At 33.9% G+C, this 20,427-nt stretch carries 25 protein-coding genes; 19 read left to right on the top strand and 6 right to left on the bottom strand.

Annotated features, from left to right (window positions below):
- Positions 1-162 precede the first annotated feature (162 nt).
- From EJA19_RS09410 to EJA19_RS09365, 10 genes are read left to right on the top strand one after another with little or no spacing between them, the layout of a single operon-like run.
- On the top strand, positions 163-1,566 hold the full coding sequence (locus EJA19_RS09410; protein WP_125468124.1) for an anthranilate synthase component I family protein: 1,404 nt from the start codon (positions 163-165) through the stop codon (positions 1,564-1,566).
- 5 nt (positions 1,567-1,571) lie between these two features.
- Complete coding sequence (locus tag EJA19_RS09405) at positions 1,572-2,138, top strand: anthranilate synthase component II (protein WP_125468123.1); 567 nt, start codon at positions 1,572-1,574, stop codon at positions 2,136-2,138.
- 10 nt (positions 2,139-2,148) lie between these two features.
- Positions 2,149-3,141 carry an anthranilate phosphoribosyltransferase gene (trpD, locus tag EJA19_RS09400; RefSeq protein ID WP_125468122.1) on the top strand — a complete coding sequence of 331 codons (993 nt, stop codon included), beginning with the start codon at positions 2,149-2,151 and terminating at the stop codon, positions 3,139-3,141.
- Positions 3,138-3,923 (top strand): indole-3-glycerol phosphate synthase TrpC, encoded by a 786-nt coding sequence (gene trpC / locus EJA19_RS09395; protein WP_125468121.1) that lies wholly within the window; start codon positions 3,138-3,140, stop codon positions 3,921-3,923. Before trpD ends, trpC begins: the two co-directional genes overlap by 4 nt.
- Positions 3,920-4,534 (top strand): phosphoribosylanthranilate isomerase, encoded by a 615-nt coding sequence (locus tag EJA19_RS09390; RefSeq protein ID WP_125468120.1) that lies wholly within the window; start codon positions 3,920-3,922, stop codon positions 4,532-4,534. Before trpC ends, EJA19_RS09390 begins: the two co-directional genes overlap by 4 nt.
- Entirely contained in the window at positions 4,531-5,712 is a 1,182-nt protein-coding gene (trpB, locus tag EJA19_RS09385) for a tryptophan synthase subunit beta (protein ID WP_125468119.1), read from the top strand. Before EJA19_RS09390 ends, trpB begins: the two co-directional genes overlap by 4 nt.
- Before the next feature lie 11 nt (positions 5,713-5,723).
- Entirely contained in the window at positions 5,724-6,488 is a 765-nt protein-coding gene (trpA, locus tag EJA19_RS09380; protein ID WP_125468118.1) for a tryptophan synthase subunit alpha, read from the top strand.
- A gap of 4 nt (positions 6,489-6,492) precedes the next feature.
- Positions 6,493-7,161 (top strand): lysoplasmalogenase, encoded by a 669-nt coding sequence (locus EJA19_RS09375; protein WP_125468117.1) that lies wholly within the window; start codon positions 6,493-6,495, stop codon positions 7,159-7,161.
- Between the two features lie 57 nt (positions 7,162-7,218).
- Positions 7,219-7,713: an RNA polymerase sigma factor gene (locus EJA19_RS09370; RefSeq protein WP_125468116.1), complete on the top strand. Its 495-nt coding sequence runs from the start codon at positions 7,219-7,221 to the stop codon at positions 7,711-7,713.
- A gap of 4 nt (positions 7,714-7,717) precedes the next feature.
- Complete coding sequence (locus EJA19_RS09365; protein WP_125468115.1) at positions 7,718-8,359, top strand: hypothetical protein; 642 nt, start codon at positions 7,718-7,720, stop codon at positions 8,357-8,359.
- Positions 8,360-8,364: 5 nt separating this feature from the next.
- Here the strand turns inward: EJA19_RS09365 and EJA19_RS09360 are convergent, their stop codons facing one another.
- Both EJA19_RS09360 and EJA19_RS09355 read right to left on the bottom strand, forming a co-directional pair.
- Positions 8,365-9,162 (bottom strand): lysophospholipid acyltransferase family protein, encoded by a 798-nt coding sequence (locus tag EJA19_RS09360; RefSeq protein WP_125468114.1) that lies wholly within the window; start codon positions 9,160-9,162, stop codon positions 8,365-8,367.
- A gap of 50 nt (positions 9,163-9,212) precedes the next feature.
- On the bottom strand, positions 9,213-9,854 hold the full coding sequence (locus tag EJA19_RS09355; RefSeq protein ID WP_125468113.1) for an NUDIX hydrolase: 642 nt from the start codon (positions 9,852-9,854) through the stop codon (positions 9,213-9,215).
- 40 nt (positions 9,855-9,894) lie between these two features.
- Here EJA19_RS09355 and EJA19_RS09350 point away from each other — a divergent pair, with 40 nt between their 5' ends.
- Entirely contained in the window at positions 9,895-10,596 is a 702-nt protein-coding gene (locus tag EJA19_RS09350; protein WP_125468112.1) for a peptidylprolyl isomerase, read from the top strand.
- Here EJA19_RS09350 and EJA19_RS09345 read toward each other — a convergent pair.
- Positions 10,593-11,198, bottom strand: a complete 606-nt coding sequence (locus tag EJA19_RS09345) for a trimeric intracellular cation channel family protein (RefSeq protein ID WP_125468111.1) — start codon at positions 11,196-11,198, stop codon at positions 10,593-10,595. The genes EJA19_RS09350 and EJA19_RS09345 overlap by 4 nt on opposite strands.
- Entirely contained in the window at positions 11,198-11,914 is a 717-nt protein-coding gene (locus tag EJA19_RS09340; protein WP_125468110.1) for an RDD family protein, read from the bottom strand. The genes EJA19_RS09345 and EJA19_RS09340 overlap by 1 nt, the downstream gene beginning before the upstream one ends.
- A gap of 32 nt (positions 11,915-11,946) precedes the next feature.
- Between EJA19_RS09340 and EJA19_RS09335 the strand changes: the two genes are divergently transcribed.
- The 7 genes from EJA19_RS09335 to EJA19_RS09305 all read left to right on the top strand — a co-directional run bounded on the left by EJA19_RS09335 (position 11,947) and on the right by EJA19_RS09305 (position 18,561).
- Positions 11,947-12,909 (top strand): stage II sporulation protein M, encoded by a 963-nt coding sequence (locus tag EJA19_RS09335; RefSeq protein ID WP_125468109.1) that lies wholly within the window; start codon positions 11,947-11,949, stop codon positions 12,907-12,909.
- Complete coding sequence (locus EJA19_RS09330; protein WP_125468108.1) at positions 12,906-13,778, top strand: hypothetical protein; 873 nt, start codon at positions 12,906-12,908, stop codon at positions 13,776-13,778. Before EJA19_RS09335 ends, EJA19_RS09330 begins: the two co-directional genes overlap by 4 nt.
- A gap of 3 nt (positions 13,779-13,781) precedes the next feature.
- Positions 13,782-14,507, top strand: a complete 726-nt coding sequence (locus EJA19_RS09325; RefSeq protein ID WP_240640262.1) for a DUF4129 domain-containing protein — start codon at positions 13,782-13,784, stop codon at positions 14,505-14,507.
- A complete protein-coding gene (locus EJA19_RS09320; protein WP_125468106.1) occupies positions 14,504-15,721 on the top strand; it encodes a DUF4350 domain-containing protein in 1,218 nt (405 codons plus the stop codon). Before EJA19_RS09325 ends, EJA19_RS09320 begins: the two co-directional genes overlap by 4 nt.
- Positions 15,703-16,686: an AAA family ATPase gene (locus EJA19_RS09315; protein WP_125468105.1), complete on the top strand. Its 984-nt coding sequence runs from the start codon at positions 15,703-15,705 to the stop codon at positions 16,684-16,686. The genes EJA19_RS09320 and EJA19_RS09315 overlap by 19 nt, the downstream gene beginning before the upstream one ends.
- A 9-nt stretch (positions 16,687-16,695) precedes the next feature.
- Positions 16,696-18,027: a DUF58 domain-containing protein gene (locus EJA19_RS09310; RefSeq protein ID WP_125468104.1), complete on the top strand. Its 1,332-nt coding sequence runs from the start codon at positions 16,696-16,698 to the stop codon at positions 18,025-18,027.
- A 111-nt stretch (positions 18,028-18,138) separates the two neighbouring features.
- Positions 18,139-18,561, top strand: coding sequence for a DUF2141 domain-containing protein (locus EJA19_RS09305; RefSeq protein WP_125468103.1), 423 nt, complete (start codon positions 18,139-18,141; stop codon positions 18,559-18,561).
- Positions 18,562-18,630: 69 nt separating this feature from the next.
- On the opposite strand, the gene EJA19_RS09300 is transcribed toward EJA19_RS09305, so the two are convergent.
- Positions 18,631-19,110: a Dps family protein gene (locus EJA19_RS09300; protein WP_125468102.1), complete on the bottom strand. Its 480-nt coding sequence runs from the start codon at positions 19,108-19,110 to the stop codon at positions 18,631-18,633.
- A gap of 114 nt (positions 19,111-19,224) precedes the next feature.
- Here EJA19_RS09300 and EJA19_RS09295 point away from each other — a divergent pair, with 114 nt between their 5' ends.
- Positions 19,225-20,166 (top strand): LysR family transcriptional regulator, encoded by a 942-nt coding sequence (locus EJA19_RS09295; RefSeq protein ID WP_125468101.1) that lies wholly within the window; start codon positions 19,225-19,227, stop codon positions 20,164-20,166.
- 51 nt (positions 20,167-20,217) lie between these two features.
- On the opposite strand, the gene EJA19_RS09290 is transcribed toward EJA19_RS09295, so the two are convergent.
- Positions 20,218-20,415 carry a hypothetical protein gene (locus tag EJA19_RS09290; protein WP_125468100.1) on the bottom strand — a complete coding sequence of 66 codons (198 nt, stop codon included), beginning with the start codon at positions 20,413-20,415 and terminating at the stop codon, positions 20,218-20,220.
- Positions 20,416-20,427 lie beyond the last annotated feature (12 nt).

Raw genomic sequence — 20,427 nt, 5'->3', positions numbered from 1 at the left:
TCTATATTTGACCCATATTAAATCATTAATGAACACAATTTTAAATAATACTTGGTGGTGGAACTTTCGAAACGCAACTTTCGTGAAGTAACCCTATTGTATATTTAAAACTTATAATATCAAGGCTTGTCAATTCACGACAAGCCTTTTTTTTATCTAAAAATGAAAAAATTCAGTCTTTATACACACTACAAAAAAATCCTAGCAGATACTATCACACCTGTTAGCATTTACTTAAAAATTCGGGATAAGTTTCCCAATAGTATTTTATTGGAAAGTAGCGATTATCATGCTAGCGACAATAGTTTTTCATACATCTGTTGCAATCCCATTGCCTCCATAAAAGTTCAAAATGAAACCATTACCGAACGGTTTCCAGATGGTAGCATCCTAAACACCAACACAGGACAAAACACTAAGGTTTCTGAATGCATTCATAAATTCACAAAACGTTTTAAAGTTAATATTGACAAAGACTTCAAATTTATAAACAATGGTATTTTTGGATATTTGACTTACGATGCTGTACGTTATTTTGAAGATATTGATATTCAAAAAAAAGCAAACAACAATAACATTCCCGATGCTTATTATGCCGTTTACAAAAACATCATAGCCATTAATCATCACAAGAGCGAAGCCTATATTTTTGCACATTGTTTTGATAATGATAATAATATTGAGCAAATCCACCAGCTCATCAAAGCTAGAAATCACGCTGTTTTTAACTTTTCAACAGTAGAAAAACCAACTTCCAACCTCACTGATAATGATTACAAAAACCACGTAAAACTGGCCAGAAAACATTGTGCGCGTGGCGATGTGTTTCAATTGGTGTTATCAAAAAAATTCACACAACAATTTAAAGGCGACGAGTTTAATGTTTATCGTGCTTTAAGAAGTATCAACCCCTCGCCTTACTTATTTTATTTTGATTATGGCGATTTTAAACTCTTTGGAAGTTCACCAGAAGCACAACTTATCGTAAATGATGGTACTGCTGAAATTCACCCTATTGCAGGAACCTTTAAACGCACAGGAAATGATGAAAAAGATGCTGAACTTGCCAAAAAATTAGCACAAGACGACAAGGAAAATAGTGAACACGTGATGCTTGTGGATTTGGCTAGAAACGATTTAAGTCGCCACAGCAGTCAAGTCACCGTAAAGACCAATAGAGAAATTCAGTTTTTTTCGCACGTCATTCATTTGGTAAGTAAAGTCACAGGAAAAATCCACGACAACACTACCACCATGGAAGTTGTCGCTGATACTTTCCCTGCCGGAACCCTAAGTGGCGCTCCAAAACACAGAGCCATGCAACTCATAGAGCAGTATGAAACCTCAAGCCGGGAGTTTTATGGTGGCGCTATTGGATTTATGGATTTTAACGGTAATTTTAATCACGCCATAATGATAAGAACCTTTTTAAGCAAAAACCACAAACTCCATTGGCAAGCTGGCGCTGGAATTGTATCAAAATCCAATGCCGAAAACGAATTACAAGAAGTATATAACAAATTAGGGGCGCTTACAAAAGCCTTGGAAATTGCAGAAAAAATTTAACATAGATGAAGCATATTTTAGTCATTGATAATTACGATAGTTTCACTTACAATCTAGTACATTACTTAGAAGACTTAGATTGCAAAGTCACGGTAAAACGCAATGACCAACTAAGTTTGGAAACGGTTGAAGATTACGATAAAATATTGTTATCGCCAGGACCTGGAATCCCAGACGAAGCTGGTTTACTTAAAACCATTATTGCAACATATACAGGTAAAAAAAGCATTCTGGGCGTATGTTTAGGTATGCAAGCCATAGCTGAAGTTTTTGGAGGATCGCTTATTAATCTTGATACCGTTTATCACGGTGTTGCCACTAAGATTACCATAACCAAAGACGACGAACCTATTTTTAAAAACTTACCACATAACATTTCGGTAGGTCGCTATCATTCTTGGGTAGTCAACAAACAGCTTCCAGACATTCTTGAGGCAACGTCGTTTGATGAAAACGGTGAATTGATGTCACTTAGACATAAAATTTACGACGTTAAAGGTGTTCAATTTCATCCAGAATCGGTGTTGACTCCAGACGGCAAACAACTATTAAAAAACTGGGTGAATAGTTAAGAAAACCACAATGAAAAATATCTTAAACAGACTTATTAATCACGAAAACATATCCACAGAAGAAGCTAAACAGGTTCTAGTGAATATTTCCAAAGGCGATTACAACCAAAGCCAAATTGCAGCCTTTCTTACGGTATATATGATGCGTAGCATTACCGTTGAGGAATTGCAAGGCTTTCGTGATGCCTTATTGGAGCTTTGCATTCCTGTAAATTTAGAAGACTACAACACCATTGATTTGTGCGGTACTGGCGGCGATGGCAAAAACACCTTTAATATTTCAACTCTGGCATCATTCATTACTGCTGGAGCTGGCGTAAAAGTTACTAAACACGGTAATTATGGGGTGTCTTCGGTTTCTGGTTCGAGTAATGTTATGGAGTTTTTTGGTGTTAAATTCAGTAATGACGAAGGATTTTTAAAAACCTGTTTGGAGCAAGCCAACATTTGCGTGTTGCACGCCCCGTTATTTCACCCCGCAATGAAAAACGTAGCTCCTATTAGGCGAGAACTTGGTGTAAAAACATTTTTCAATATGCTTGGCCCCATGGTTAATCCGGCATTTCCAAAAAATCAATTGGTTGGTGTTTTTAATCTGGAATTGCTGCGTCTCTACGCTTATCTCTATGAGCAAACTGACAAGAATTATTGCATTGTTCATGCCTTGGATGGCTATGACGAAATTTCCTTAACCGGAAATGCCAAAGTTGTAAAAAACGAGGCTGAACATATACTTAAACCTTCTGACTTCAACTCCGAAACTTTTAAACAATCGGCCATTCACGGTGGAAACAGCATTAAAAGTTCGGCTAAAATCTTTGAACATATCCTTTCTGGTTTTGGTACTGAAGCCCAAAACAATGTGGTTTGTGCCAATGCGGCTTTAGCCATCTCAACCGTAAAACATTGCAACTTAGAAGATGCTTATAATTTGGCTTACGATTCTCTAAAAAGTGGAAAAGCAAAAGTGAGTTTCAACACCTTAATCCAATTAAGTCAATGAGCATTTTAGACCAAATTGTAGCAGACAAACGCCAAGAAGTGGCTTTAAAAAAAGCACTCATTCCTGTATCTCAACTCGAGCAATCGGTATTGTTTGAACGCAATACCATCTCATTAAGCAAACGATTAAAAAACAGTCATTCGGGCATTATTGCCGAACACAAAAGGCGTTCGCCTTCAAAATCGGTCATCAATAATTCGTTAAGTGTGCAAGCTGTTGCCAAAGGTTACGAAAACGCAGGTGTTTGCGGAATATCAGTGCTTACCGACGGAAGGTATTTTGGCGGATCGCTGGACGATTTAATACTTGCAAGGGCAAATTGCAACCTGCCGCTTTTAAGAAAAGAATTTATTATTGATGCATATCAAATTTTGGAAGCCAAGGCTTATGGTGCCGATGCTATCTTACTTATTGCGGCCATATTAACACGTGATGAGATAAAGCAATTTTCTAAACTCTCGAAACAACTCAATTTAGATGTGCTTTTAGAAGTTCACAATGAAGAGGAACTCAACAAATCCATAATGCCTAGTTTGGATATGCTAGGCGTTAACAATAGAAATCTTAAAACGTTTGAGGTCAACTTAGAAACCAGTAAAAACCTGAGCGCTCAAATCCCCAATGATTTTGTAAAAGTTTCTGAAAGCGGCATCAGTTCTATTAAAGCTATTCAAACGCTTAAATCCTACGATTTTAAAGGGTTTTTAATAGGTGAAAATTTTATGAAAACCGACAACCCTGGTAACAGCGCAGCACAATTTATAAAACAACTGGAGCAATGAAATTAAAAATCTGCGGGATGTTATACGAGAACAACATTGTTGAGGTTTCTAAATTGCAACCTGACTACCTAGGATTCATTTTCTATGAAAAATCCCCTCGATATTTTGATAAAACCATTCCAAAACTTCCCAAAACCATTAAAAAAGTGGGTGTTTTTGTCAATGACGGTTTAGAAAGCATCAAAACCAAAATAAAAATCCACGATCTACAAGCTGTGCAATTACACGGCCAGGAATCTGTTGAGTATTGCAAACATTTAAAGCACACGAATGTTGAAGTCATTAAAGTATTGTCAATTAAGGACACCTTTAATTTTGATACCCTGAAACCTTATGAGCCTTATGTAGATTTCTTTCTTTTTGATACCAAAGGAAAACTTCCTGGTGGTAACGGTTACACGTTCAATTGGGAGATTTTAAAAAAATACACCGCAACAACGCCTTATTTTTTAAGCGGTGGAATTGGATTGGACTGCATTGAAAACCTCAACAGCTTTTTTAAGACATCGGCCTCAAAACAATGTCATGCCGTGGATGTCAACAGCAAGTTTGAAATTAAACCAGGGTTAAAAAACAGTCAATTATTAACTGAATTTAAATCTCGATTATGAGTTACAACATAAACAACAACGGGTATTACGGAAAGTTTGGCGGCGCTTACATTCCTGAGATGTTATATCCCAATGTCGAAGAACTTCGGCAAAACTATATAAATATTATGGCTGAACCCGATTTTCAAGAGGAGTTTCAGCAGCTTTTAAAAGATTATGTTGGCAGACCTTCACCTTTATATTTTGCCAAACGCCTTTCAGAAAAGTACACTACCAAAATTTATTTAAAGCGCGAAGACTTAAATCATACTGGCGCCCATAAAATAAACAATACCATTGGACAAATATTGATGGCAAAACGCTTGGGAAAAACACGCATTATTGCTGAAACTGGTGCGGGACAACACGGTGTTGCCACAGCCACAGTTTGTGCGCTTATGGGTATTAAATGTGTGGTTTATATGGGTGAAGTTGACATAAAAAGACAAGCACCAAATGTCGCCCGAATGAAAATGCTGGGCGCAACAGTTGTTCCCGCCACTTCTGGAAGCAAAACCTTAAAAGATGCGACTAATGAAGCTATTAGAGATTGGATAAGCAATCCTACAGACACGCATTACATTATTGGCAGCGTGGTAGGGCCACATCCTTACCCTGATATGGTAGCACGTTTTCAAAGTGTAATTTCCGAAGAAATACAAAAGCAATTATTAAAACACGAAAACAGTAGCAACCCAGATTATGTTATCGCCTGTGTTGGTGGCGGTAGCAATGCGGCTGGTGCTTTTTATCATTTTTTGGAAGATACCAATGTAAAACTTATTGCTGCGGAAGCAGCTGGTCACGGCATAGATTCTGGTGAAAGCGCGGCGACTTCAGCTTTAGGTCGTGAAGGCATTATACACGGTAGCAAAACCCTACTTATGCAAACTTTGGACGGTCAAATCACCGAACCCTATTCAATTTCGGCAGGATTGGATTACCCTGGGGTTGGCCCAATGCATGCCCACTTGTACGACTCTGGTCGCGCAGAGTTTATCTCGGTTACCGATGCTGACGCTATGAAAGCTGGACTTGAACTCTGCCAATTGGAAGGTATTATCCCAGCCATTGAAAGTGCTCACGCTTTGGCTGTTTTCAGCAAAAAACAATTTAAACCAAACGATGTTGTTGTGCTGTGTCTTTCAGGGCGTGGTGACAAGGATTTGGACAATTACATTAACTATTTCAATATTTAAATGAGATAAATATGAATAGAATTAACAAAGCGCTGCAAAGCGACAAAAAACTGCTTTCCATATATTTTACAGCAGGGTATCCTGAATTAAAAAACACAATAACCATTCTTGAACACCTTGAACAATCGGGTGTTGATTTGGTTGAAATAGGTTTACCGTTTAGCGATCCATTAGCCGATGGGCCAACTATACAAGCGAGTTCTACGCAAGCTTTAAAAAATGGTATGACCACCGAAGTGTTATTCGAACAATTAGAAAATATTAGAAAAACCGTGTCCATTCCCTTGATCATTATGGGCTATTTTAATCCTATTTTGCAATATGGCGTAGAAGCATTTTGCAAACAATGTCAAGCCATTGGGATTGACGGCCTTATTATTCCTGATTTACCGATAGATGTTTACCAAAATGAATACCAAGCCATTTTTGAACGTTATGGCCTGATTAATGTGTTTTTAATCACACCACAAACCTCTGAAAAACGTATTCGTTATATCGATTCTGTTTCCAACGGATTTATTTATATGGTGAGTTCGGCAGCGACTACTGGAAAAACATCAGGCTTTGGTGATATGCAAATGGCATATTTTAATAGAATTTCAGCATTACAGCTGAACACGCCTCAAATTGTGGGGTTTGGCATTAAGGACAACGCCACTTTTAAACAGGCGACTACTTACGCCAAAGGTGCCATCATTGGAAGTGCTTTTATAAAGCATTTAAATGAGTTTGGTATTGAAAAAATAGATACTTTTATCAAAACTATAAGAGACTAAACACATGTTTAACGAGAAAAATTTCATCGTCTTATTTATTACGTTATTAGCCTTAGAACTTCTTTGTTCAAGTATACCGGAACTGAATTCTTTTCGCTATGTTACCAAACCACTAATTCTATTATCATTAATTATTTTTTTTAAGAATAATTATTCTCACTTAAGTAAACGTATACAAAACCTAATGTTACTGGCTTTAGTTTTTTCGCTATTGGGTGACATTTTCTTGTTATTTCCAGATATATCTCCTCATTTTTTCACATTAGGTTTAGTGTCCTTTTTAATAGCACATATTATGTATGTTTTAGTGTTTTCCAAAAAGGCAAAACCATTTTTTAAAGCCTGGTTTTTTATAATTGTTTTACTAGGTTATGCGGCATTTTTGTTTACTAAATTAGAAAACGGCCTAGGCAATATGCTAATTCCTGTTATTATTTATATGGTTGTTATTTTAAGCATGGCAGCATCAGCTTTCTTAAGATATAATAAAGTTGTTAAAACTAGTTTTACACTGGTTTTTATAGGCGCACTTCTTTTTTTGACTTCAGATAGTATTCTTGCTTTAAACAAATTTTACAAGCCTATTACTTTTGCTAATGTTAGTATTATGCTTACTTACGGTTTGGCTCAGCTTTTAATTGTTCTGGGAATTTTAAAACAAAAAAATGATTAAAACTGTAACAACTTGAGAATTTAGTATACAAATACATTAAACACCAACCACAAATATTTGAGCAAATCTTTAGAACATAGTTTTGTTGAACTGCTAGAAAAGCATCAAAATATTGTGCATAAAGTTTGTAGGCTTTACACCAATAATCAAGCAGCACATAACGATCTTTTTCAAGAAGTAACCATACAACTTTGGAAAGCTTACCCAAAGTTTCGTGGCGACTCCAAATTTAGCACATGGATGTATCGTGTGGCTCTTAATACTGCCATAACACTATACAGAAAATCGACAAGACGTGTAAAAACACAAGCGTTTGATGCGGTTCAATTTAAGATAAAAGCTGAGGAATATGATCGTACCGAAGAACAACAACTTAAACTTATGTACCAAGCCATACACGAGCTTAACGATATTGAAAAAGCGTTGGTACTACTTTATTTAGAAGATAAAAATTACAACGAAATTAGCGAGACTTTAGGAATTACCGAAGTTAATGCAAGAGTGAAAATGAATCGTGTAAAAAAGAAATTAAAAACCATATTAAATCCGTGAGATTATGGATGAATTGGAATTATTAAAAAAAGACTGGCAGAAAAACGACGGAAGATACCCTAAACTATCTTACGACGAGATATATAGAATGATTCTTAAACGATCATCCTCTATTGTAAAATGGATTTTTATTATAAGCCTATTAGAGTTTATTTTTTGGACTGTTATTTCATTTTTCCTAAAGGATAATGAAGGCATGAAGCGTTTTCAAGAATTAGATACCGACATGGTCATGATTCCTCTCGCTGTTATTGGGTATGGTATTTTAGCCTACTTTTTTTACTTATTTTTTAGGAACTACAAGCGCATCTCTGCTACCGATAGTGCCAAAGTGCTTATGGAAAATATTTTAAAAACTAGAAAAACGGTAAAACAGTATGTTGCCTTTAACTTAATTTATCTTGTGGTTTCTGTAATAGTTGTGTTATGTGTTGAATTTAAAATGGATCAACAACTAATCTCACAAGTAAATGAAGCCGCTACAAACGGAGAAGCTTTCAAGTTTTACGCCACATTCATTCTTATAGTAGCGGGTATGCTAATTTTAATTATTGGAGTTCTTTTACTATTCTATTGGTTAATCTATGGTATTTTATTAAAACGGTTAAATAAGAATTACAAAGAACTAAAACGTTTGGAGGCTTGAAACTATTACCACTCGCGCTGTTTATTGAGTTTTTCTTGTTCTTCTAAAACATCTTGTGGAATTACCTTTAAGAATGATGAGTGTTGCTCTATGGCATATTCTATTTTCTCTACAATATCGGCAACAGATTCGTTATCATAATCTATATCTAAAGGATTTTTAATTTCCATAGATTGAAGAATATTCTTCTTTTTAATACGCAGTCCTTTTTTATCGAAAGAGCGTCTAAAACCATCTATTACAATAGGCACAACAATTGGTTTGTATTGTTTTATAATATGTGCTGTACCACGCCTGATAGGTTTAAAAGGTGTTGTCGTACCTTGTGGAAAAGTAATAACCCAACCATCATCTAGAGCCTTTTTTATGTTAGTAATATCGCTCATTTTTACTTGGCGCTTGACTTCTTTTCCTGCAGAACGCCAAGTTCTCTCTATAGGAATAGCGCCTGCATAAGCCAAAATTTTAGGTAAAAATCCAGCTCTCATAGTTTCTTTAGCAGCCACATAATAAATATTTAGTTTGGGCTTCCACAAGTAACTAATATTCTTAATACTATCGTCACGATTGCTTAAACTGGCATTAAACACATGAAACATAGCCACTACATCGGCAAAGTAAGTTTGGTGGTTGGAAATAAAAAGCACATTAGTTTCTGGCAGGTTTCTTAACACATCAGAGCCTTCAATTTGTAATTCATTGAATCCTCGAAATCGCCTATGACTTATGGCTCCCATTATTCTAATGAGCCATTTTTTCAAAAAAAGTATATGTCCAAAAGGATTTTTTTTAAATAATCCCATAACGTGTGTTCGGTATTAAACAGAACTACAAAAATAATAAAACTACACGTTTATAACGCCTTATTTAACAAGTCTTTTATTTCGCTTAGCATCATGGCTGTTGCTCCCCAAACCACATAACCATTTAATTTAAACGCTGGCACAACAACATCTTTTTTATATGATGTAGACACCGTCTTGTTAATCACATTTTTAGGATTTAAAAAATCGGCTAATGTTACGTGAATAATCTCTTCTACCTCTTCGTCTTGTTTAGAAAAAACAGGTGTTTTTTTGGTATATCCTATAAACGGATACACAAAAAAATTGCTGGGCGGAATGTAAACTTGGGTTAGACCTCTTAAAACATCAACATAATGCCTAGAAACCCCAACTTCCTCTTCGGTTTCTCTTAAAGCAGCACTTTCCATAGAGTCGTCAAACGCCTCTAGCTTTCCTCCTGGAAACCCAACTTGCGCAGAATGCACACCACGATACGTTTTTCTTAAAATAAGAACTAAACGCGTTGTTTTTGTGCTATCTGGATAAAACAACGCTAATACTGCTGCTTTTCTAGCTGTTTTTATGGCGTCTTTTTGTTGCTCTTGTAATGCTTCTCTAAATGGTGGCGACATTTTAAGTTGCGACAATTCTGCTGGGAGTGGTATATTTTTTATTTTTGGGATTGAATTTAAAAAAACTGTAAAATCCATTTGTAATAACTTTAATGGAACCAAAAACGACTCCTAAATAATGAAAAAAATCTTCTTCATACTTCTCTCTACATTACTACTTGTAAGTTGTGAAAATAATAAAAATAAAACATCTATATCTAAGTCTAAAACTTTAACGAAACAAAAAACAATAAAAAAAGATTCGATAAAAAAACCTGAAAGAGAATTCCCGCTTCTTACAGATGATAATGCAATGGAATTTTTTCTTCAATATGAAAAAGAACACCAAGAAAATAAGGTTAGAATTACTACAGAATTTGGTGATATTGATATTTTACTTTTTAATGAAACCAAATTCCATAGAGCAAATTTTATTTTTTTAACGAAACAAAAATACTTTGATGACACCCAATTTTATCGCGTGGTTAATAATTTTATTATTCAAGGGGGAAGTACTGACGATAGGGACGTTATGAGAAAACGTACTAAAATAGGCAAATACCTTTTACCTCCAGACACAAAACGAGGGTTTAAACACGATCGTGGTGTGGTAAGTATGCCAAGTAGTGAGATTGAAAACCCTTATAAACTAGCATCGCCTTACGAGTTTTTTATTGTTCAGCAGAAAGGTGGCGCTCATCATTTAGATGGTGATTACACCATTTTTGGGAAAGTTATAAAAGGTATGGATGTTGTTGATGAAATTGCCAAACAAAAAACCGACGATGGCGAATGGCCATTACACAACATTTATATTAAAAAAGTTAGGCTTATAGACTAATCTTTATAAATACTTGGCAGACTAATTTTAAATCTTACAGCTAGTAACCTAATAATAATAACAACTAGTCCTGAGATAATAAAAACAAAGTTTTCTACTATTGGCAATTCCTGTAATAAAAAATAAGTCGCACCGCCTAAAATACATGCTGTAGCATAAATTTCTTGTCTAAAAATAACAGGGATTTCATTACTTAAAATATCTCTAATAACGCCACCAAAACATGCAGTCATGGTACCTAAAGACACACAAATTATAGGGTGTAAACCTATACTTAAACCTTTTTCTATGCCAACAACAGTGTATAATCCTATACCAATAGTATCAAATAGAAATAATGATTTTCTTAAATAATTAATTTGCTTTCTAAAAATAATAGCAAAAATTGTAGAGGCAAAAATCACGTAAACATACGTCATATTGGTCATCCAAGACACTGGTGTTTGACCAATAAGAACATCTCTTAATGTACCGCCTCCAACCGCTGTTACAAACGCTATAATAAGAACTCCAAAAGGATCCATTCGTTTTTCTTGCGCCACTAATACGCCAGAAATAGCAAAAGCAATTGTTCCTAATATGTCTATTACTTGAAAAAACATTACATTTTTTGTGTGTAGTAGTTATAATCTTTTATAACCGTAGAGACAAAATCTACCGGTTTTTCTACGGGTTCAACTTGCATAACTAGTTTTAGGCGTTTTTGTAAAGCTAAAATAATATTATGTTGCCCATTACGAACAGCTTTGTCGTAAAGATTTTTTATGGTTTGTATTTCGGTATCAGAAAAAACGGTTACTTGACTGTATTTAGGCACATAATTGTCTGGCAGTTCCTGCATTAAGGTTTCTTGAATTGAGACTTTAGTCTTTTCGGTAATTACTGTGGTTCCCGCTGCAATATCTCCTAGTCGTTGTCCGTTTCCTTTTATTAAAATAGTTAATACAGCAATACCACCTGTTGAAATGGTGACATCGACAATACGTAAAAGCCACCGAATTAAATAATTGGAAAACGCTGGTTTAGTACCATCTAATTTAACCACTTTTATTTTCACCACATGTTTCCCTATTGTTTTCCCATCCCAAAACGTTTCAAACAATATATAATACATAAAAGCTGGAAGCGATAATAACAAGAATATAGCCCAAGAGTCAAACATATCAATATCTAATGCATTTAAGATAATAATCATTGAAATCATATAAGCAAATACAATAACACTATCAATAAGATAAGCTAAAATACGATCGCCAATATTAGCCACTTGTTGATGAATCCCTACATTTTGAGCTGTTTCAATTTGAAATTCTTCCATATTTTCTTTTCTTTGAAAACAAATGTTGTTTTATGCGAGAAGCCGCTTTTGTCAGGCAAAATAAGGATAAATGGTTAAGATTTGAAAGCCTTCTTTCAAATAAAACAAATATAGACCCCAACGAACTTTCTAATTTGTACGTAGAAATAACCGACCATTTAAGTTACGCTAAAACGTTTTACCCTAGAAGTAAAACGGCGAGTTACTTAAATCAGTTAGCTTCTCAAGCGCATCAAAAAATCTATAAAACACAAAAAGAGTCTAAAAACAGAATTATTACATTTTTTAAAACTGAGTTTCCTTTTCAGTTTTATTATTTCCAAAGGGAGTTACTTATAGCTTTTTTAGTTTTTGCACTTTTTGCCATTGTAGGTGCTTTCTCTGCTGCTAACGAAGGAGATTTTGTGCGTTCTTTTTTAGGAGATGGCTACGTAAACATGACGCTTGAAAACATTGAGAAGGGCGACCCTATGGCTGTTTACAAACAACAAGGCGAGTTTAATATGTTTCTTGGTATTACCATAAATAATATTAGAGTAGCTCTTATGGCATTTGCGTATGGCATTTTGTTGGGTATTGGTTCGCTTTTTGTCATGCTTCAAAATGGTGTTATGCTAGGGAGTTTTCAATATTTCTTTTACGACAAAGGCTTACTTTGGGAATCGGCTAGAACTATTTGGATACATGGTACGATAGAGATTTCAGTTATTATTATTGCTGGATGTTCTGGATTGGTTTTAGGTAATGGTATGCTTTTCCCTGGAACTTACACCCGCTTAGAATCTTTTAAAAGAGGCGTTAAAAGCGGTTTAAAAATATTAATGAGCACCATTCCTTTTTTTATTATTGCTGGTTTTTTAGAAGGCTTTGTTACTAGACATACCGAAATGCCAGATTGGTTAGCTATTTTTATTATTGCTAGTTCTTTGGCACTAATTATATTTTATTACGTTATTTACCCTATTCAATTACACAAAAAAATTAACCACTCATGAAACAATACATAGAGTTTAAAAAAAGACGTGAATTAGGCGACATCTTAACAGACAGTTTTGGTTTTATAAGAAACGAGTTTAAACCCTTTTTTAAGCTTATTCTTCAAGTTTGTGCGCCTTACCTAGTGCTGTTTTTAATGGCTCTTTCATTTTACCTATATGCTTCGGGAGGTGTTCTCGACTTTCAACCAGGACAAACAGCGCTTCCAGAAAATCTTGGGATAATGTTTTTAGCCTTGGGACTATTTGCTATAACAGGTATTCTCACCTATGTTTACGCCAATTCTACGGCTATCCATTATATTAAATCTTATATTAAAAATCAAGGACAGGTTGATGCTATTGAGGTAAAACAACAAGTAAAACAAACTTTTTGGGGCTTTACAGGATTAAGCATTTTAAAATGGGGAACACTTTTTATAGCTATGATGCTTTGTATATTACCCGTTTTATACTTTATGGTTCCTATGTTTATTGTGTTTTGTGTATTTATTTTTGAAGATAAAAACGCTACCGATGCCTACAGCTATAGCTACACCTTAATTAAAGAAGACTTTTGGTCTACCTGGGCCTCAATTGTTGTTTTAGGGCTAATTATTAGTGTTGCCGGATATGCTTTTGGGCTTCCTGCTGGTATTTATAGTATGGTAAAAATGGGGATCTTTTCTGGTGAAGTTGACCCTGCTACTATGCAAGAATCCTTTATCGATCCTGTGTACATAATTTTAAATATTATTAGCTATCTTTTTAAGTTTGTTTTAAATTTAGTTTTAACTATTGGAGCCGTTTTAATTTACTTTAATTTAAACGAAAAGAAGAACTTTACAGGAACTTTAGAACGTATTGATGCCATTGGTAAAAACGATTAAATTGTGATAAAGTTTCTCCTAGTCTTTTTATTCTGTACCACTTTGGCTTTTGGCCAAACAGATTCGCTTAATATTGTTTACGACAATACAAAAGTCGAGGTTAGAGACATTACTGAAAAAAACTTAGAACAGTATAAAGACAATCCCGATTTTAACTATACAGAGAAATCTGAAAGCACCTCGGTAATAGCCAAGTTTTTTAGATGGCTAAAAAATATTGTCTATAAAATTTTCGAATACCTTTTTGGAGTTGAAAAAGCAACAGGCATTTTAAGTTTTATATTAAAAGCATTACCCTATGCGCTTCTTGGGCTTTTAGTCTTTCTTTTGGTTAAGTTGTTTTTAAGATATAATCAAAAACACGCCCATACACCACAAAAGCTTGGAAATATTACAATATCCGATGAAGAGCATATTATTAAAAACGAAGATATTGAAGCCCTCATAACAAACGCATTAAAAGAACAAAACTTTAGGCTTGCCATTAGGTATTATTACCTGCTTTCTTTAAAATATTTAACCGAAAAAAAGTTAATAGACTGGCAACAGCAAAAAACAAATACCGATTATATTTCTGAGCTTGAATCGGAAGATTTAAAACACAATTTTGAACAGGCAACTCATGTTTACGATTATGTATGGTATGGCGAATTTCAAGTAGAAAACACCAAATTTGAAAGCCTAAAAACTATTTTTGAAACCCTTAATAATTCCATTAAAGCCATTTGACAAAAAAAGCGAAAATATATATTACCTTAATTGTTTTTACCATGCTATCGCTTGTGGCTTACGAGTACTTAAAACCTAAAGAGATAAATTGGTTTCCATCGTATGCCAAACATCATAAAATTCCATTTGGCACTTATGTTCTACACGATCAAATAGAGGCTCTATTTCCTAAAATTAAAGATGTTACCATTCCGCCATTCGAATTTTTAAAAAACGACACCATTACAGGAGCCTACTTTTTTGTAAATAACAGTCTAGAATTTGATAAAAGTGAAACCGAAAAACTACTATCTTGGACAAGCCAAGGCAATACGCTTTTTATAGCTTCAGAAAATTTCTCAAGTACTTTATTAGACACACTAAACCTTGAAACGTCTTTTATAAGTAATCTAGATAATATTAATAACGTGTATGGCTTACAGTTAAAAAACAAGCATCTTAATCAAGAGATTGTTTCGTTTGAAAAAGCCGATTACATCACCTATTTTAAAAAAATAGATACGCTTAAAACTAAAGTTATTGGTGTTGTTGATAATTTTGATAGTTATTCAGCAATTAAAAATGAGCATGTCAATATTATTAAGCAAAACTTTGGAGACGGCACCATAATTTTATGTGCTTTCCCACAAGCATTCACCAACTACTTTATGCTTGAAGATAATACAGTACAATTTACATCTAGCCTATTATCGTATTTAAACATCAAAGAAACCATCTATATAGATAATCATTATAAATCTGGAAAAGCTTTTTACACATCGCCATTACATATCATGCTTAATACTAAGCAATTAAAATGGGCGTATTACATTATGTTAATTGGTGTGTTGTTTTATATTCTATTTGATGGTAAACGAAAACAACGTGCTATTCCAGTAATTACACCTTTAAAAAACCAAACCATAAACTTTACTCAAACGGTAGCCAACATGTACCTTAATAAAGGGAATCATAAGGATATTTTTAATCATAAAGTAAAGCACTTTTTAGATTATATTAGGCAACATTACAATCTAGACACCAACGAGATTAATGCTTTATTCCTTAATCATCTAGCCTCTAGAAGTAATAATACTATTGAAGATACCAAAGCACTATTTAATAATATAATCGCGCTACAAAACAAAACACATATTAATCAAAAAGAACTAGAAGACATTAACACGTTAATAGATTCTTACAAACATAACAACGCATGGAAAACGAAAACTTAGACTTTAACAATAGGATTTCTTTAACCGAATTAAAACAAGCGGTAGACAATATTAAAGCCGAATTGAGTAAAGTTATTATTGGTCAAGACAACTTTATCGAGTTACTTATTGTCGCTCTTTTAGCAGATGGCCATGTGCTCATTGAAGGTGTTCCTGGTATTGCCAAAACAGTTACAGCAAAACTGTTTGCAAAGTCTTTAAAAACGCAGTTTAGCCGCATTCAATTTACACCAGATTTAATGCCTAGCGATGTTTTAGGAACTTCTATTTTTAACACTAAAATATCCGATTTCGAATTTAAACAAGGCCCTATTTTTTCAAATATTGTTTTAATAGATGAAATAAACCGTGCGCCTGCCAAAACGCAAGCTGCTCTTTTTGAAACCATGGAAGAACGTCAAGCCACTATAGATGGAAATACCTATAAGTTTAAAAGTCCATTTATGGTTTTAGCCACTCAAAATCCTATAGAACAAGAAGGTACTTATGCGTTACCCGAAGCACAGCTAGATCGTTTTATTTTTAAAATAAAAGTCGATTATCCCTCTCTTGAAGAAGAAATAAAAATTATTGAAAGTCACCACAATCGTAAAGGCGAGAAACCACAAACCGTTATTTCTCCTGTTCTAGATGCCGAAAAACTGGCCGATTTTAAAACCAAAACTCAAGAGATTATTGTAGAAGGTAAAATTATAAATTACATTGCCGAGATTGTTCAAAAAACAAGAAATCATCCACACTTGTATTTAGGTGGCTCACCAAGAGCTTCTTTAGCCATTTTAAACACATCGAAAGCGTTTGCGGCTATTAATGGACGTGATTTTGTAACTCCAGAAGATGTCAAAAAATCGTTAACGCCTGTTTTAAATCACCGTATTATTTTAACCCCAGAACGCGAAATGGAAGGTATGACCACCGAGAATGTAGTAGAAATGATTGTCCAATCTGTTGAAATACCTAGGTAATCCCTTAATATGCGCTTTATAAAATCGCTTTACATACACGGCAATTTCTATAGCTACCTAGCGCTTGTTTCGGTATGTTTTTTACTATCGTATTGGATTCCCGTTTTATATCCTGTAGCTTGGAGTGGTGTTATTATTATAAGTGTACTCTTTATTGCCGATTTACTTATCATTTACAATCCTAAATATAGCATAACTGCTAGTAGGTTGCTTCCTGAGCGATTTTCTAATAGCGATAAAAACCCCGTTTCTATAACTATAAAAAGCTCCTATGCTTTAAACGTTTTTCTTGAAATAATTGATGAACTACCGGAACAGTTTCAAAAACGTGATTTTTTACATAAAGCTACTTTAGAATCTTTTGATAATTATCATTTCGATTATTTTGTAAGACCAGTAGACCGTGGCGAGTACCGTTTTGGATATGTCAATATTTACCTTTCTAGCAGACTAAAAATTATAAAACGAAAATACAGTTTTCAAAACGAGCAAATGGTAAAAGTATATCCGTCTTTTATACAAATGCAGAAATATGATTTTCTCGCCATAAGCAATCATTTAACAGCTTTTGGCATGAAAAAAATTAGGCGTATTGGACATACACAAGAGTTTGAACAAATTAAAGACTATGTACAAGGTGATGATTTTAGAACCATAAATTGGAAAGCAACAGCCAAGAAAAGTCAACTTATGGTTAACCAATATCAAGATGAAAAATCGCAACCTATTTATTCTATTATCGATACTGGTCGTGTTATGAAAATGCCTTTTGAAGGCTTGAAACTATTGGATTATGCTATAAATGCTACATTGGCCTTTAGTAATGTTGCCTTAAAAAAGCATGATAAAGTTGGTATGGTTTCTTTTTCTAAAACTATTGAAACGTTTATTCCTCCTGTAAATAAACTAACACACCTTAATAACATTATAGAAAATCTTTACAATATAAACACGCAATTTCACGATAGTGATTTTGGCAACCTTTACGCACATTTAAAACGCAAAGCAACCCATAGGGGCTTAATGATGCTTTACACAAATTTTGAGCATATTAGTGCTTTAAAACGACAACTTCCTTATTTATTAGCCATTTCAAAACAACATTTGCTTGTTGTTATTATGTTTGAAAATACCGAACTCTCTAAACTTGTACTACAGGATGCCGAGGATATTGAAACGATTTACCACAAAACTATTGCCGAAAAGTTTCAATATGAAAAAAGACTTATGGCGAAAGAACTTAATAAGCATGGTATTCAAACCGTTTTAACTCCACCAGAAAAACTCACGATAAACACCATAAATAAATATTTAGAAATTAAAGCTAGAGGATTAATTTAAGTATTTACAACAACTCATCTTATAAAAACTACAATTCAGTAAGCAATTATTTTCACCTATTTATATCTTCACAATATTTGCAAAGAATATTAATCAAAAAAACATCATAAAATGAAACATCTAGCTATTGTAGTTATGTTAACACTACTGCCTTTTATCATAAAAGCTCAAGATTCAACAAACACCTATACGGTAGACGTTAAAATTGCCAATATTTTAAATCAAAAAGGACATATTTTAATTGGCTTGCACAATCAGGACACGTTTATGAAAGCTAAGGGTATTCAAAATGCGAAATTAAAAGTAGAAGGAGATACTGTTGTGGCTACTTTCCCTAACCTAAAAGCGGGAACTTACGCTGTTATGGTCCTCCATGACGAAAACGATAATAATCGTATGGATTTTGATCCTTCGGGTATGCCAATAGAATCTTATGGCATGAGCAACAACCCCATGTTATTTGGCCCACCAACATTTAACGATGCTAAATTTGAAGTTACCAACAACAACCTGGATTTAACCATTAGGTTTTAAACATAAAAAAGCCCTTACTTGTACAATACAAGTTTGGGCTTTTAATCAATCTACTAACTAACCAAATATTTATACGGTTTCGCCTAACCAAGCTTTCATCATCCAAACGGTTTTTTCTTGTTCGGTAATAAAGTCGCTCATCATAGCATTGGTTCCTTCGTCACCAACTTCATCAGATTTTTCAAGAATAGTTCGTTCAATCTTTAAGAGCTCTGACAATGAATCAACAATTAAGCGTACCGCTTTTTCATCTTGAGAAATGTTTTTTCCTACAGGTACTTGCCCTGCTTTAGTATAATCGTCAAACGTATGTAAAGGTGTTACCCCTAACGTAAGAATACGCTCTGCAATTTCATCAACTTTTACATTAGCATCGGTATACAATTCTTCAAACTTAGTATGAAGGTCAAAAAATGCCTTTCCTTTAATATTCCAGTGAATACCTCTTAAATTTTGATAATACAACTGAAAATTTGCCAAAAGTGTATTTAAATCACCTGCTAAATCTTTAGTTTCTTCTTTATTTAATCCTATTGTATTTAAAGTCATTTTCATTCGTTTTTCTATGGTTTCTTTTACAGTTCAAAAATACTCATAATAAGCTGCTTTTTTTAATAAATATAATTGATAGATTTTATATTTTTATAGCCTAAATTGATACTTATGACGATTACACAATTATATTATGTTTTAGCGGTTGCCGAACATCAAAACTTTACCAAAGCAGCTCAAAGTTGCTTTGTTACGCAACCTACATTAAGCATGCAAATACAAAAGCTTGAAGAAGAGCTTGATGTATTAATTTTTGATAGAGGTAAAAAACCTATCGAACTTACCGAGGTTGGTAAAAAAATAGTATTACAGGCTAGAAATATTGTAAATGAATCGGATAGAATTCAAGATATTGTCGATCAGCAAAAAGGATTTATTGGTGGCGAATTTAGGTTGGGTATTATTCCTACTATTATGCCTACGCTACTTCCTATGTTTTTAAAAACGTTTATAAAAAAACATGCTAAAGTAAAATTAAAAATTGAGGAGCTAACCACCGAAGAAATTATCCAACGCCTAGAAGATGGACACCTTGATGCTGCCATTGCTGCAACACCTTTAGAAAAGGATAACCTTAAAGAAAGACCTATTTATTACGAACCTTTTGTTGGTTATATTCCACAAAACCACAGACTTTTTGAAAAAAAGCACATTGAAGTTAATGATTTAGATTTGCATGATATGCTTTTATTGGAAGATGGTCATTGTTTTAGAGACGGTATTATTAATCTTTGTAAATCTTTAAAAAATCAAAACGAAGACGCGTTTCAATTGGAAAGTGGTAGTATTGAAACTTTAATAAAATTATCAAACGAAGGATTAGGCATGACATTGCTTCCTTATTTACATACTTTAGATCTTAAAGATAATTTAAAAACTAACTTACGTCACTTTACCGAGCCAAGTCCTGCCAGAGAGGTTAGTTTAATATATCATAAAAGCGAATTAAAAATGCAAATTATAAATGCTTTATACGATACTATTTCAAGTATTGTTCGCGGGGCAATAGCGTTTCAAAATGTTAAAATTATTAGTCCCCTCCCTAAAAAGTAATAATATGCTATTAAAACATAAAAAAGCGATCTAAAAAGATCGCTTTTTTATTTAGTTCTTTAAGTGTATTAAACATTGATTTAATTCTGGGTTCTGTCGGATTAAAGATTGGATAAAAATCCTAAGTTCTTCAATCTCGTAAGGCAATAAGCGTTGCATTGCTTTTTGCACTTCTTTACAGAACAACGTAGTGTCAAAACTTACTTTTTTAAGCACAGTTTTGGTGTACTCAAACATTGCTCTCGCCATAATTAATTTTTA

This window comes from Mangrovimonas spongiae, assembly GCF_003944795.1.
Classification (GTDB): Bacteria; Bacteroidota; Bacteroidia; order Flavobacteriales; family Flavobacteriaceae; genus Mangrovimonas; species Mangrovimonas spongiae.
The sequence above is the reverse complement of the archived record's forward strand: the minus strand, read 5'-3'. Positions and strand labels throughout refer to the sequence as shown.